Source organism: Ruegeria sp. SAZD011 (genome assembly GCF_059612545.1).
Genome location: NZ_JBXWQU010000022.1, coordinates 275596 through 289838, shown reverse-complemented (window position 1 = coordinate 289838; position 14243 = coordinate 275596). Strand labels below are relative to the sequence as shown.

The window sequence follows — 14243 nt, the reverse complement described above, 5'->3', positions numbered from 1 at the left end:
GGATGGAACAGGCAGGCGATTTCTTGGCCGAATGCCAGGCGCTGGACGCGGTGCTGGACGGGGTGCGCGGCGCCGATTGGGACCGCCCCACCCAGTTCAAGGGCTGGACCCTGAACGACGTGCTGGTGCACCTGCATTTCTGGAACCGGATGGCGGATCTGTCGCTGACCGACCCGGTCGCCTTTCAGGCCCGCGCCTCCGAGACCCTGGCGGGCATCGGGCGCGATGGCTTTCGCGCCACAGAAAACGCGATGGTCACCGAACGCGGCGCCGATCTGCGCGCCACCTGGGCCGCGCAATATACGGATATGGCGGAACGCTGGTCGGCGCTTGACCCCAAGCAGCGGCTGCAATGGGTCGGTCCCGAAATGTCGGCGCGCTCGTCCATCACCGCGCGGCAGATGGAAACCTGGGCCCATGGGCAGGAAGTGTTCGACTGTCTTGGCGCCACCCGGACCGAGACCGACAGGATCAGGAATATCGTGGTACTGGGGGTGAACACCTTTGGCTGGTCATTCAAGGTACATGGCCGCCCGCAGCCCGAGATGATGCCCCGGCTGGAGCTGACCGCCCCCTCGGGCGCGCTGTGGGACTTCGGCGAACCGGGCGCGAACCGGATCGCCGGCCCTGCGGTCGAGTTTGCCCAGGTGGTGGCCCAGACCCGCAACATCGCCGACACCTCGCTGGTGGTCGAAGGCCCGGTTGCCACCGAGTGGATGGCCATCGCGCAATGTTTCGCGGGCGGGCCGGAAACCCCGCCCGCCAAGGGCGCGCGCCACCGCGTCGCGGGCTGAGTGGAAAAGGACGTAGCGTAGCGCCGCCGAAACGCCGCGTCACCCGGATTGGCGGGAATCGGGTGCGCGCGTAGCTTGGGCACAAACGCAAATTGGAGAATGTCATGTCCCTTTTCAGCAGCACCGCCGCCTGGGTCACCGACGAACATCGCATGTTCGCCGAAGCGGCGGGCCGGTTCCTTGATGACGAACTGGTTCCCAACATCGAAACCTGGGTCGACAATGGTGTGGTCGACCGCGATTTCTGGCGCAAGGCGGGTGAGACCGGGCTGATGGCGGGCGCCATCCCAGAGGAGTTCGGCGGCGTCGGTGGCGGCATGGGGTTCGACGCGGTCACCATCTATGAACAGACCTCGCGCGGGGATGCGGGCTGGGGCTATGGCATCCAGTCGATCGTCACGCACTACATCACCGCCTATGGCAGCGAGGAACAAAAGGCCAAATGGTTGCCGAAACTCGCCTCGGGCGAGATGGTGGGCGCCATCGCGATGACCGAACCGGGCACCGGCTCGGACCTGCAGGCGGTGCGCACCACCGCCGAGAAGGACGGCAATTCCTATCGGATCAACGGCTCCAAGATCTTCATTACCAACGGCCAGACCGCCGATCTGATCATCGTGGTGGCCAAGACCGACAAGACGTTGGGGTCCAAGGGCGTGTCGCTGATCGCGCTCGAAACCGAAGGCGCCGAAGGCTTTCGCCGGGGCCGCAACCTCAAGAAACTGGGGATGAAGGCCAACGACACCGCCGAACTGTTCTTTGAAGACGTCAAGGTGCCGATGACCAACCTGATCGGACCGGAAGAAGGGCATGGGTTCTACCAGCTGATGAAACAGCTGCCCTGGGAACGTCTGACCATCGGCATCATGGCGCTTGGCGCCATCGATTTTGCCCTCTCCGAAACGGTGAAATATGTTCAGGAGCGCAAGGCATTCGGCCAGCGGGTGATGGATTTCCAGAATACCCGGTTCAAGCTGGCCGAATGCAAGACCAAGGCCGAGGTGCTGCGCAGCTTTGTCAACGACTGCATCGCGCGGCTGGAGGCCGGGCAGCTCGACGCCACCACGGCCTCGATGGTGAAATACTACGGGTCCGAGGTGCAGAACGAGATCATGCATGAATGCCTGCAACTTTTCGGCGGCTATGGCTTCATGATGGAATACCCGATCGCGCGGCTCTATGCCGATGCGCGGGTGCAGATGATCTATGGCGGCACCAACGAGGTGATGAAGGAACTGATCGCCCGCTCCATGGACGTCTGACCCGTTCGCAATCAAATCGTGCGCCTGCGGCGCGCTCGATCCTTTGTTGAGGGACGCTGTCCCTCAAACTCCCTGGAGTATTTGCAACCAGAAAGAAGCCAGAGCCGGATTTGCGCTTCTTTCTGGTCGGAAATACTCCGGGGTGAATTGCCCGCAGGGCAAGAGGGGCAGCGCCCCTGTTCTTATGTAAATGCCTCTTTCAGCCATGCCCGGAACGAGGCGAGCGGCGGCGCGATCATGCGTTCCTTTGGCCAGACCAGGTAATAGCTCCCCAGGCTTATGGCGGGCCCGTCATGGGCAGTGACCAACCGGCCCCGGGCCAGATCATCTTCAACCAGATAGCTTGGCAAGAGCGCCACGCCCAGCCCGTTGGCCACTGCCGGGATCATGGTCGAGAACTGGTCGAACAGCATGCCGCGCAGCCCCGGCGCCGCAAGGCCATGGGCCGCGAACCAGCGGTCCCAGGCATCCGGGCGGGTGTCGAGATGCAAAAGCGGAGCCGTGCGCAGCCAGCCGGGATCGTTGGTGGATTGCCGCAAGTCAGGCGCGCAGACCGGCAAAACCTCCTCGCGCATGATCTTGAGATAATCTACTCCGCTCCAGTCGCGTCGTCCGAAATGAATGGCGGCATCAAAGGGTTCGCTGGCAAAGTCGAAGGGTTTCAGCCGGGTGCTGAGATTGACCGACACCTCTGGGTGGCGTCGTGCGAAATCCTGTAGTCGGGGTGCCAGCCAGTGCATGCCGAAGGCGGGCAGGATCGACAGGCTGAGCGTGCCGCCGGTCGGGTTGGCCTTGAGCTTGAGCGAGGCCTGCGCCAGCTGGGTCAGCGCGGCGCGGGCGGTCAGCACATATTCCTGTGCCGCAGGCGTCAGGTGCAGCCGCACCCGGTCGCGTTGGACCAGTTCGACTCCCAGCTGCTCCTCCATCGTCTTCAGCTGCCGGCTGATCGCGCTTTGGGTCAGGGCCAGTTCCTCGGCAGCAGCCGAGGCGCTGCCCAGCCGATCGACCGCCTCCAGAGCCAGCAGCGAGGAAATCGAGGGGAGGAAGCGGCGGGGGGCAATCACTTGAGTTTTCCTCATAGCTTTTGACCGGAATATCACTGGTTTTCGCAGCGATCCAGCGCGATCTAATGCGGGAAACTCCTGATGGTGGGGAAGGCGATGAACAGTTACGGCGAAACTGGATTTCGGCGCGCAGGGCGTCTTGACGGAATCGAGCTGTCCGAGATCGTGCAGATCTCGGAACGGGCGGCGCAGTTGCGGGCCGGGGGCGCCGATATTGTCGCGCTCAGTACCGGCGAGCCGGATTTCCCGACGCCAGCCCATGTAATCGAGGCCGCGCATCTGGCGGCGCTGGCTGGGCAAACCCGTTATTCGGCCACTGCGGGTACCCCGGCACTACGCGCGGCGATTGCCGCCGAGGCCGGGGTGGAACCTGCCAATGTGATCGTTTCGACTGGGGCCAAGCAGGTGCTGGCGGGCGCGTTTCTGGCCACGCTCGACCCCGGTGACGAAGTGATCACCACGGCGCCCTTCTGGACCAGCTATGCCGATATGGTGCGGCTGGCGGGTGGCGTGCCGGTGGTGCTGGACTGTCCCGGCGAGCACGGGTTCAAGCTGACGCCCGCGCAGCTGGAGGCCGCGATCACCCCCCGCACGCGCTGGCTGTTGCTCAACACGCCATCGAACCCTACTGGCGCCATCTATTCTCAGGCGGAGTTGCAGGCGCTGGGTGCGGTGCTGGAGCGTCACCCGCATGTCTGGGTGATCTCGGACGAGATTTACCAGCATCTGGCCTATGTGCCCTTTACCCCCTTTGTGCAGGCGGTGCCGGCGCTGGCGGATCGCACTCTGATCGTGAACGGGGTGTCCAAGGCCTATTCGATGACCGGCTGGCGGATCGGTTGGGGGATTGGCCCGGCGCCGCTGATCAAGGCGATGGTGGCGGTGCAGGGGCAGATCACCTCGGGCGCCTGTTCCATCGCGCAGGCGGCGGCGCTGGCCGCACTGACCGGGCCGCAGGATCTGCTGGCCGAACGGCGGGCCGAGATGTTGGCACGGCGCGATCTGGTGGTTGCTGGGCTGAACGCGGCTGGGCTTGAGTGTGCGTCGCCCGATGGCGCGTTCTATGTGTTCCCCAAGACCCCCGCGCAGATGCCGGTCGATCATGAATTCTGCCACTTTCTGCTGGACAGCGCCGGTGTGGCGTTGGTGCCGGGGCGGGCCTTTGGCATGCCGGGGCATTTGCGACTGTCCTTCGCTTATGCGAGGCAGAGTCTGGAAGAGGGGCTTGCCCGTATCGCCCGCGTCGTCGCCGCGTTGTAACAAGGGGCATTGACCCCAAGCATTAGAGAAGGCCGAGCCATGGACCGCGCCCAGATCGTACATGAAAACTTCCTGAGCCGGGTTGCCGCGGGCGACCTGCCCACAGGCGCGCCGCCGCGCCCGGGCCTGTCGCGCGCGCAGGCGGTGTCACTGTTCCGCTCGCAGGTGCTCAGCCGTGCGCTGGATCGGACCAGCCGGGCGATGCAGAAGGCGGGGCAGGGGTTTTATACCATCGGGTCCTCGGGGCATGAGGGGATGGCGGCGGTGGCGCAGGCCCTGCGCCCGACCGACATCGCCTTTTTGCATTACCGCGATGCGGCGTTCCAGATCGCGCGGGCGGAGCAGGTGCCGGGCCAGCAGATCGCCTGGGACATGCTGCTCAGCTTTGCCTGTTCGAAGGAAGATCCCACCTCGGGTGGGCGGCACAAGGTGCTGGGATCAAGGGCGCTGATGATCCCGCCGCAGACCTCGACCATCGCCAGCCACTTGCCCAAGGCGGTGGGCGCGGCCTATAGCCTGGGCGCGGCGCGGCGGCATCCGCCGGAACACCGCATGCTGCCCGAGGACGGAATTGCCATGTGTTCCTTCGGGGATGCATCGGCCAACCATTCCACGGCGCAGGGCGCGATCAACACGGCGGGCTGGACCAGCGTGCAGTCGATCCCGCTGCCGCTCCTCTTTGTCTGCGAGGATAACGGGATCGGGATCTCGACCAAGACGCCCAGAGGCTGGATCCAGGCCTCGATGCAGCATCGGCCCGGCATCCGCTATTTTCAGGCCAACGGGCTGGACATCTACGAGACCTATGCCGTGGCGCAGGAGGCGGCCGACTATGTCCGCACCCGCCGCAAGCCTGCGTTCCTGCATCTGAAAACCGTGCGCCTTTATGGCCATGCGGGGGCGGATGTGCCGACCACCTATCTTTCGCGGGCCGAGGTCGAGGCGGAGGAAGCCATGGATCCGCTGCTGCACAGCGTGCGCCTGCTGGATCAGGCCGGGGCGCTGACGCCGCAACAGGCGCTGGCGATCTATGAACAGACCTGCGCCCGCACCGACCGCATCGCGGCCGAGGCCGCGACCCGCCCGCATCTGGCCAGTGCCGCCGAGGTGGCGGCCAGCCTTATCCCGCCGAAACGGAGCTGCAAGCCCACCAACGGCCCCGGGGCCGAGGCCCGCGCCATGTGTTTTGGCGGTGATCTCAAGGCGATGGAAGAGCCGCAGATCATGTCTCGACTGATCAACTGGGCGCTGACCGACCTTATGCTGGAACATGGTGAGATCGTCTGCATGGGCGAGGATGTGGGCCGCAAGGGGGGCGTCTATGGCGTGACCCAGAAACTGCAACAGCGGTTCGGCCCCGACCGGATGATCGACACGCTTCTGGACGAGCAGTCCATCCTGGGGTTGGCCATCGGCATGGGGCACAACGGCTTCGTTCCGATCCCCGAGATCCAGTTCCTGGCCTATCTGCATAATGCCGAGGACCAGATCCGGGGCGAGGCCGCGACGCTGCCGTTCTTTTCGAACGGACAGTTTTCGAACCCGATGGTGCTGCGTATCGCGGGCCTGGGATATCAAAAGGGGTTCGGCGGGCATTTCCACAACGACAACTCGCTGGCCGTGCTGCGCGACATTCCGGGCGTGATCATCGCTTGCCCCTCGACCGGGGCGGATGCGGCCCAGATGCTGCGCGAATGCGTTCGGCTGGCGCGCGAGGAGCAGCGGGTGGTCGTGTTTCTTGAGCCCATCGCGCTTTACCCGATGCGCGACCTGCATGGGGCGCAGGATGGTGGTTGGATGACCACCTATCCCTCGCCCGACCGGCGCATCGCGCTGGGCGAGGTCGGGGTGCATGGCGATGGCACCGATCTGGCCATCGTCACCTATGGCAACGGGCACTACCTGTCCAAACAGGCGCTCCCCGAGATCGAGGCGGCAGGGATCAAGGCGCGGATCATCGACCTGCGCTGGCTGGCGCCGCTGCCCATCGAGGCGCTGCGCGCGGCCACGCAAGGGTGCAAACACGTGCTGATCGTCGACGAATGCCGCCGCACCGGCAGCCAGTCCGAGGCGCTGATGACTTTCTTCTGCGAAGAAAGTCGCGCCCCCGCGACCGCCCGCGTGGTGGCCGAGGATTGCTTCATTGCCACCGGCCCGGCCTATGCCGCCCCGCTGCCGTCCAAGGACGGCATCGTGGCCGCCGCACTGTCCCTGACCGGAGTTGCGAAATGACCCGTACCGCTGTCGTGATCTGCCCCGGCCGAGGCACCTATAACAAACCGGAACTGGGCTATCTGCACCGCCACCACGGCGCCCGGATGGACATGTTCCGCGCCTTTGACACCATCCGCGCAGAGGCCGGGCAGGAGGCAGTCACCGCGTTGGACGGGGCGGAGCGGTATACGGTCGGCAAATACTCGCGCGGGGATGTGGCCTCGCCGCTGATCTATGCCGCCGCGCTGGGTGATGCGCAGGCGTTGGCCGAGGATATCGAGGTGGTCGCCGTCACCGGCAACTCGATGGGCTGGTATATCGCGCTGGCCGCCGCAGGGGCGCTGAGCCCGGAAAACGGGTTCCGGGTGGTCAACACCATGGGCACGCTGATGCAGGAACGGCTGATCGGCGGGCAGCTGGTCTATCCTTTCACCGGCGAGGATTGGGCCGACGATCCCGCGCGCAAGGCGGCGCTGCTGGCGGATGTGGCCCGGATCGACGCCATGCCGGGACATGACCTGGCCCTGTCCATCGACCTGGGGGGAATGCTGGTTCTGGCCGGAAACGAGGCCGGTCTGTCGGCCTTCGAGGCGGCGCAGCCGGTGGCGCAGGAACGGTTCCCGATGCGGCTGGCCAATCACGCCGCCTTTCACACCCGCTTGCAGGCGCCGGTTGCCGCCGAGGGGCGGCAACGGCTGGGTGCTGACCTGTTCACCCAGCCCAGCCGCCCGATGATAGACGGGCGCGGCAAGATCTGGTGGCCGGGCGCCACCGACACTGCGGCGCTGTGGGACTATACGTTGAGCCATCAGGTGACCGAGCCCTATGATTTCACCCGCGCCGTGCAGACCGCCGCGCGTGAATTTGCGCCCGACCTGTTCATCGTCACCGGCCCCGGCGCCACGCTTGGCGGGGCGGTGGCGCAGTCGCTGGTCCTGGCAAATTGGCGTGGCATGAGCGACAAGGCGGCGTTTCAGGCGCGCCAAGCCGAGGCGCCCTTGCTGGTGGCGATGGGGCGCGACGATCAACGCGGACTTGTCACCGCCGCCTGAGTGCCTAAGACATAGATATCCCTCTTGCAGACGAGACCCGGCCATGTCGGACAATACCCGCAACCTCTGGCATCTGACCTCGGCCGAGCAGGTCACCGCGCCGCCGCTGGCGGGGGATGTCACCGCCGATCTGGTGGTGATCGGTGGCGGCTATACGGGCCTGTCGGCGGCGCTTCATGCCGCGGAGCAGGGCGCCGATGTGCGCCTGGTCGAGGCCGAGATGCCGGGCCATGGCGGCTCGGGCCGCAATGTCGGACTGGCCAATGCGGGCCTGTGGCTGCCGCCCGACGATATCCGCGCCCATTTGGGCAAAACGGCGGGCGACCGGTTGATCGCGCTGCTGGCCGGGGCGCCGGGGATGGTGTTCGATCTGATCGACCGGCACGGCATCGCCTGCGAGCCGGTGCGGGGCGGTACGCTGCATTGCGCGCATTCCCCCTCGGGCCTTGCCGACCTGAAGCAGCGTCACGCGCAACTGACCGCCAGCGGCGCGCCTGTCGAACTGCTCTCGGCCGCAGAGACCGCGCGCCGTACCGGTTCGGGGGCCTTTCACGGTGCGCTTTTTGATCCGCGCGCGGGCACCATCCAGCCGCTGGCCTATGCCTGCGGGTTGGCCCGTGCCGCGCAGGCGGCCGGCGCACAGATGCACGGGCAAAGCCCGGCTCTGGAGGTGGAACACAAAGACGGGGTCTGGCAGGTGCGCACGCCCGGCGGCAGCATCCGCGCACGCCAGCTGATCCAGGCCACCAACGCCTATCACCGGGGATTGGCCCGACGAAAGCCCGCCCATGTTCCGGTGCACTATTTCCAATATGCTACCGATCCGCTGCCGGAGAAGATCCGTGCCGCGATACTGCCGGGGGGGGAGGGGTGCTGGGATACCGGGTTGATCATGACCTCGTTCCGGCTGGACCGGGCGGGGCGGATGATCATCGGCGGCATGGGGGCGCTGGACCATCCGGCCAGCGGCATCCACCGGGCCTGGGTGCGGCGCAAGCTGGCGCAGCTTTATCCCGCCTTGTCAGGGCAGCCGCTGGTCACCGGCTGGCATGGGCGCATCGCGATGACCGGCGATCACATCCCCAAGATCACCCGCCCCGGCCCCGGCGCGCTGGCGGCGCATGGCTATTCCGGGCGCGGCATCGGGCCGGGCACCCTGTTCGGCAAGGCCATGGCCGAGGCGCTGCTGAGCGGGGACGAGACCGGTTTGCCGATCCCCGCCATCGACAACCATGCCGAGCGCTGGACCACCCTGCAACAGGCCTATGTGGAAACCGGCGCCACGCTGATGCACCTGATCCGGGCGCGCGTGGGCTACTGAGTGCCGCGTTGCAGCCGGGCGGCGATTGCCTCGACCCGGGCGCGCAGCCAGCGATGTGCCGGATCGGCGGTCGAGCGTTCGTGCCAGACCATGTAGATCGACACCGGATCGCAGGCAAAGGGCAGCGGCGCGCAATCCAGCGCCGCCAGCGGCCCCAGTTTCATCAGCGTGGTATCGGTCGAGATCAGGTCACTGCCTTTGACAAAGGCGGGGATGGCGCCGAAATGTGGCAAAATCACCGTGGGTGGGCGTATCTGGCTTTGATCCACGCCGCGCATCACCACATTGGCGCTGCGTCCGTCGCTGAATCGCACCTCGACATGTTCGGCGGCACAATAGCTCTGCCAGCTGTCGGGCGGGCTGCGATGACTGGCGTCATAGTAGATTTGCAACGGGCTGGTGAACAGGTGCCGCTGATAGATATCGGGTCCATCCGGCGGCAGCGGCGTCAACACCAGCTGGCAGCGGTCGCTGCGCAACAGGGCCGGATCGGGCACGCCCGAGGGGACGAAGCCAAGGCTCAGCCGTACTCCTTCGGAGCGGGCGCGGTGCAACAGTTCGGGAAAGATCAGCTCGCGTTGCAGGTCGTTGGCGGCGATGTCGAAATGCATCTCTTCGCCCAGCGGGTCGAAGGGGCGCGCATCGGTCAGCGACTTGATCCCGTCGAGCACCCGCTGCACCGGTTCGCGCAGGGAAAGTGCCCGTTCGGTGGGCGTCAGCCCCTGGCCCGAGCGCACGAACAGCGGATCACCCAACACGACACGCAGCTTGGCCAGCGTATGGCTGACCGCCGATTGGGTGACGCCCAGCCGGTCGGCCGCGCGCGAGACCGAGCTTTCTTCGAGGATGACCAGAAAGCAGCGCAGCACCTTGCCATCGAGATCGGTGAAATCGAATTTTTTCATGAGATTTATGACTAAACATGAATGGTTTCGCTGTCCATTCCACGTTACGCCGGACGGGCATTCAGGAGGCGCCGGATGGGTATTCGCTTTTTCTCGGACCGCGATAGGCCCGTTCATATGGGTCCCTATCCGCTGGAGCGGCTCGCCCGGCGCGATGGCGTAGCGGATCTGGCTGGCGTTCCGCAAATGCCTGTGCTCAGCTTTCACCGGCCCGAGCAGCCCGAGAGCATCGTCAACGCGATGGGCGAGTTTCAGGCGATGCTGGATGCGATCCGCGACGGGCTGGTCAACCCGGCCCGCGCCGAGATCCCTTCCGATCCACAGGAGCGCGCCAACCATCTGAAAGCGTTTGGGTATTTCAACGACGCCTCGATGATGGGTTGCGGACCCTTGCCGGCCGAGGCGCTGTTGCCGGCACCCCGACGCAACCCCGATATCGACCGGCTGGCCGAGGCGCTGCGGACCCGGCAGACCAAGACGCTGGCCTCGGGTATCGACGTGATCATGGCCGACCTCAAGGAGAGCATGGAGGCGCCGCCACGCCCGATCGAGGGGCACCGGCACGCGCTTGTCTTTCTCTACGAACATCACCGCGACCCCGAGGCGGACGAACCGGGAACAGAGTGGATAAGGGACGCGCAGGACCATCGTGCCTGTCTGCTTGCCAGCGAAAACGCGGTGGTGATCGCCAATTACATCCGCCTTCTGGGCTATGACGCGCGGGCGCATACCGCCATGTCAAGCGATGTCGATCTGGGGCGGCTGGCGCTGGCGGCGGGGCTGGTGACGCTTGAAGGCGGGCAACTGGCCGCGCCCTGGCTGGGGCGCCGCTTTGGTCTGGCTGCCGTCACCACCGAAATGGAACTGGCCCATGACCGCCCCTTGGCGCCACTGGCCGCGCAGTCCTGGGCCGCCACCCGAGGCCCGATCTGGTGGCTGGGCAAGGGGTTCGCCAAAAGCGCGTTGAACCGCGACCCCTATGCCCGGCGGCGCTATGTGGACGGGGCACACCCGTTCGAGCGGCTGCACCGGGTCGAGACGCCCACCACCTATATCGACGAGGCCAATGTGGCCCGTGTGCCCAAACGCGCCGACATGTTCGCCCGCGCTCAGTTCGGCGATATGGGCAAGGCCCTGCAAGAGGGGGCCAAGGGCGGTCACTATGTGCGCAAGGCGGCGCCCAGCTTTGCCCAGCGGCGGGCGCTGGGGGCGTTTGTACTGCTTCAGGATGGTGACAGCGCCGATGTGCCCCGCCCGGTCGATCCGCGCCGCAATGCCGCCAACCTCAAGGCGGCGAGCTATTTCCTGGGCATCGACGCGGTCGGGCTCAGCCGCTGTCCCGCCTGGGCCTGGTACAGCCATGACGCCACCGGCGAGGCAATTACCCCGCCGCATGATCAGGCGATCAGCATGATCGTCGATCAGGGCTATGAGACGATGGAAGGGTCGAGCGGCGACGACTGGATCGCGGTGGCGCAATCCATGCGCGCCTACTTGCGCTTTTCGCTGTTGGGGGGCGTGATCGCGCAGCAGATCCGCAATCTGGGCTACAAGGCCAAGGCCCATACGGTGATGGATGGCGAGGTATTGCAACCGCCGCTCCTGCTGCTGTCGGGTTTGGGCGAGGTCAGCCGCATCGGCGAAGTGATCCTGAACCCGTTCCTGGGCCCGCGCCTGAAATCGGGGGCGGTGACCACCGACATGCCGATGAGCCATGACAAGCCCATCGACTTTGGCCTGCAACAGTTCTGCGAGGCCTGCAACAAATGCGCCCGTGAATGCCCTTCGGGGGCGATCACCGCCGGGCCCAAGCGGATGTTCAACGGCTACGAGATCTGGAAATCCGACAGTCAGAAATGCGCCACCTATCGCATCACCACCCAGGGCGGTGCCATGTGCGGGCGCTGCATGAAGACCTGCCCGTGGAACCTCGAAGGGTTGTTTGCCGAACGCCCCTTTCGCTGGGCGGCGATGACGATCCCGGCGGCGGCCCCGGCGCTGGCGCGGCTCGACGATGCGCTGGGCCATGGCGGGCTGAACGAGGTCAAGAGATGGTGGTGGGATATCGAGTTGCAGTCCGATGGCGCCTATCGCCCGACCGCCGGGCCAGTGAACCGGCGTGACCTGCAACGGGATCTGGACCTGAAATACGAGGATCAGACGCTGGCTGTCTATCCCGCGCCGCTGGCGCCGCATCCCTGGCCCTATCCGTTTCCGATGGACCGTGAGGCGGGGATCGCCGCCTATCAGGAGATGATCAGCGCCGACGAATACCGGGCGCGGCTGGCGTCTGGCGACCGGTCGATGGTGCATCGTTATACCGTACCCGATGCGGACAATGCGCCAGTGATCCGGGTCGAGGTGACGCGGGCCGAGAAGATGACGGCTGAGATCACCAAATACGAGTTTGCCGCCCAAGACGGCGCGCCGCTGCCCGAATGGACGGCGGGCGCGCATCTGGATGTGCTGGTCGCGCCCGAGTTCCTGCGGCAGTATTCGATGTCGGGCGACCCGGGTGACCGCGCCACCTATCAGATCGGCGTGCTGCGCGAAGATGCGGGGCGGGGCGGCTCAAGGCTGATGCATCGCATCTTTACGCCGGGCCGGCGGGTATTCATCTCGAAACCGATCAATCACTTCGAACTGGAGGAGAGCGCGACGCGCACATTCCTGATGGGCGGCGGCATCGGCATCACCCCGATGATCGCCTTTGCCCACCGCTTGCACGCGCTGGGGGCCGACTTCGAGCTGCATTATTCCGTCCCCAGCCGCGCCAGCGCAGGATATCTCGAGGATCTTGGCGCTGTGCCCTGGGCCCATCATGTGCAGTTGCATGTCTCGGATGAGGGATCGCGCGCCGATCTGGATACGGTTCTGGCGGGGTATCGGCCCGGCTGGCACGTTTATACCTGCGGTCCCGAGCGTTTCATGGATGGGGTGATGCAGGCCGCCGAACGACAAGGCTTCCCCGACGAGGCGCGGCACCTGGAATACTTCTCGGTTCCCGAACAGCCCGCGTATGAAAACCACCCCTTTACGCTGAAACTTGCCCGGTCAGGGCGCGAGATCACTGTGCCCGCGGATCAGGACGCGGCGCAGGTGTTGAACGAGAGCGGGATCCCTATCGACGTGAAATGTTCGGACGGGATCTGCGGCGTCTGCAAATGCGGGGTGATCGCGGGCGCGGTCGAACATCGCGATTTCGTGCTGTCAAGGAAACAGCGCGAGAGCGCGATCATCCTCTGCCAATCCCGCGCGGCGGAACCGGGCGGGGTGGTCGAGATCGACCTGTGAGCTTGCGGCCTATTCGCGCGGTGGCCCCAGCGAGCCGCGCAGAACGACGCGGGTATCCAGTCGCTGCCCCTGTCCAGGCGTGCCCTCTGACACCATCGAGATCAGGGCACGCGCAGCGCGGGTGCCCATCTGTCGATGCGGAACATGCACGGTGGTCAGGCCCGGGCTGCACACCTTGGCCAGTTCGATATCGTCAAAGCCGGTGATCGAGACATCGCCCGGCACGTCATATCCCATCTCCTTGGCCCGTCCCATGGCGCCGACAGCCAGCACGTCATTGCCGCACATCACAACGGTCGGACGGGGCGTACGCTGCATCAGGGCCTCGAACGCGGCGGCGCCCTCGTCGATGCCATAGGCGGTTTCCACAAGGCTCAGCGCGTCGGGGGCCAGTCCCGCCTCGTCCATGGCCGCGCAGATTGCGGCCACCCGGGCGCGGGCGCGGTCGTTGCCGGCCTGTTCGGCGCTGATCACGCCGATATGGCGATGGCCGTCCGCGATCACCCGTCGGGCAAGGTCCAGCATTGCGGCATGGTTGTCGAACCCGATCGTGGGCACCGGCGCATTCGGGTCGTGGACCCAGGCCACGAGGGTCGGAATCCCGCGCCGGTTGAGAAAGTCGTAGAGCGCCGGATCGCGATGGGCGCCGATCAGGAACAACCCGTCGGCGCCGCGCGCCACCAGGGTGCGAATCTGCTCCTCCTCCAGATCGGCGCGATACGAGGAGGAGGCCACCAGCAACGTGATCCCCTTCAGCCGCAACTCCTCCTGAAAGGCCTGAAGACCTCGGGCAAAGATCGCGTTCTCCATAGTCGGGATCACGGCGCCGATGGTGTTGGTGCGTTTCGCGGCCAGGGCGCGGGCGCCGAAATTGGGTGAATATCCAAGGTCGCGCACCGCCTTCAAAACCCGGTTGCGGGTCTCTTCGATCACGCGGTCTGGCGTATTCAGGCAGCGCGATACCGTTGCCGTGGACACGCCCGCGCGACGGGCCACATCGGCCAGGGTCGGGGTGCGTTCGGTTGGCGGCGCGGTCATGCTGAGCGGTTCCATCGGGTTGAGGGCGGTAGGGTCCGA

10 protein-coding genes are annotated in these 14243 nt (G+C 65.9%); 7 read left to right on the top strand and 3 right to left on the bottom strand.

From position 1 onward, the window contains the following. Positions 1-2 precede the first annotated feature (2 nt). A complete protein-coding gene (locus AC2FLM_RS10080) occupies positions 3-794 on the top strand; it encodes a TIGR03084 family metal-binding protein (protein ID WP_496857648.1) in 792 nt (263 codons plus the stop codon). A gap of 104 nt (positions 795-898) precedes the next feature. Beyond that, positions 899-2056: an acyl-CoA dehydrogenase family protein gene (locus AC2FLM_RS10075; protein ID WP_234137423.1), complete on the top strand. Its 1158-nt coding sequence runs from the start codon at positions 899-901 to the stop codon at positions 2054-2056. A 182-nt stretch (positions 2057-2238) separates the two neighbouring features. On the opposite strand, the gene AC2FLM_RS10070 is transcribed toward AC2FLM_RS10075, so the two are convergent. Then, positions 2239-3120 carry a LysR substrate-binding domain-containing protein gene (locus AC2FLM_RS10070; RefSeq protein WP_496857646.1) on the bottom strand — a complete coding sequence of 294 codons (882 nt, stop codon included), beginning with the start codon at positions 3118-3120 and terminating at the stop codon, positions 2239-2241. Positions 3121-3216: 96 nt separating this feature from the next. On the opposite strand from AC2FLM_RS10070, the gene AC2FLM_RS10065 reads away from it, so the two are divergent. Genes AC2FLM_RS10065 through AC2FLM_RS10050 form a run of 4 tightly spaced genes read left to right on the top strand, consistent with a single transcriptional unit; the run spans position 3217 to position 8967 of the window. Continuing rightward, positions 3217-4380, top strand: coding sequence for a pyridoxal phosphate-dependent aminotransferase (locus AC2FLM_RS10065; protein WP_496857644.1), 1164 nt, complete (start codon positions 3217-3219; stop codon positions 4378-4380). 39 nt (positions 4381-4419) lie between these two features. Then, on the top strand, positions 4420-6612 hold the full coding sequence (locus AC2FLM_RS10060) for a dehydrogenase E1 component subunit alpha/beta (RefSeq protein WP_496857642.1): 2193 nt from the start codon (positions 4420-4422) through the stop codon (positions 6610-6612). Then, positions 6609-7646 carry an ACP S-malonyltransferase gene (locus AC2FLM_RS10055; protein ID WP_496857640.1) on the top strand — a complete coding sequence of 346 codons (1038 nt, stop codon included), beginning with the start codon at positions 6609-6611 and terminating at the stop codon, positions 7644-7646. Before AC2FLM_RS10060 ends, AC2FLM_RS10055 begins: the two co-directional genes overlap by 4 nt. Before the next feature lie 43 nt (positions 7647-7689). Continuing rightward, positions 7690-8967, top strand: a complete 1278-nt coding sequence (locus AC2FLM_RS10050; protein ID WP_496857638.1) for an NAD(P)/FAD-dependent oxidoreductase — start codon at positions 7690-7692, stop codon at positions 8965-8967. On the opposite strand, the gene AC2FLM_RS10045 is transcribed toward AC2FLM_RS10050, so the two are convergent. Further along, entirely contained in the window at positions 8961-9872 is a 912-nt protein-coding gene (locus tag AC2FLM_RS10045) for a LysR family transcriptional regulator (protein WP_496857636.1), read from the bottom strand. The two genes, AC2FLM_RS10050 and AC2FLM_RS10045, sit on opposite strands and share 7 nt — an antisense overlap. A 75-nt stretch (positions 9873-9947) precedes the next feature. Here AC2FLM_RS10045 and AC2FLM_RS10040 point away from each other — a divergent pair, with 75 nt between their 5' ends. Further along, the gene (locus AC2FLM_RS10040; protein WP_496857634.1) at positions 9948-13166 is read left to right on the top strand and encodes a reductive dehalogenase; all 3219 of its coding nucleotides are present in this window, start codon (positions 9948-9950) and stop codon (positions 13164-13166) included. A 9-nt stretch (positions 13167-13175) separates the two neighbouring features. On the opposite strand, the gene AC2FLM_RS10035 is transcribed toward AC2FLM_RS10040, so the two are convergent. After that, on the bottom strand, positions 13176-14204 hold the full coding sequence (locus AC2FLM_RS10035; RefSeq protein WP_496857632.1) for a LacI family DNA-binding transcriptional regulator: 1029 nt from the start codon (positions 14202-14204) through the stop codon (positions 13176-13178). Positions 14205-14243 lie beyond the last annotated feature (39 nt).

Coding starts and splice junctions, on each gene's coding strand:
- AC2FLM_RS10080 (WP_496857648.1), top strand. CDS start 3: ATGGAACAGGCAGGCGATTTCTTGGCCGAATGCCAGGCGCTGGACGCG.
- AC2FLM_RS10075 (WP_234137423.1), top strand. CDS start 899: ATGTCCCTTTTCAGCAGCACCGCCGCCTGGGTCACCGACGAACATCGC.
- AC2FLM_RS10065 (WP_496857644.1), top strand. CDS start 3,217: ATGAACAGTTACGGCGAAACTGGATTTCGGCGCGCAGGGCGTCTTGAC.
- AC2FLM_RS10060 (WP_496857642.1), top strand. CDS start 4,420: ATGGACCGCGCCCAGATCGTACATGAAAACTTCCTGAGCCGGGTTGCC.
- AC2FLM_RS10055 (WP_496857640.1), top strand. CDS start 6,609: ATGACCCGTACCGCTGTCGTGATCTGCCCCGGCCGAGGCACCTATAAC.
- AC2FLM_RS10050 (WP_496857638.1), top strand. CDS start 7,690: ATGTCGGACAATACCCGCAACCTCTGGCATCTGACCTCGGCCGAGCAG.
- AC2FLM_RS10045 (WP_496857636.1), bottom strand. CDS start 9,872: ATGAAAAAATTCGATTTCACCGATCTCGATGGCAAGGTGCTGCGCTGC.
- AC2FLM_RS10040 (WP_496857634.1), top strand. CDS start 9,948: ATGGGTATTCGCTTTTTCTCGGACCGCGATAGGCCCGTTCATATGGGT.
- AC2FLM_RS10035 (WP_496857632.1), bottom strand. CDS start 14,204: ATGACCGCGCCGCCAACCGAACGCACCCCGACCCTGGCCGATGTGGCC.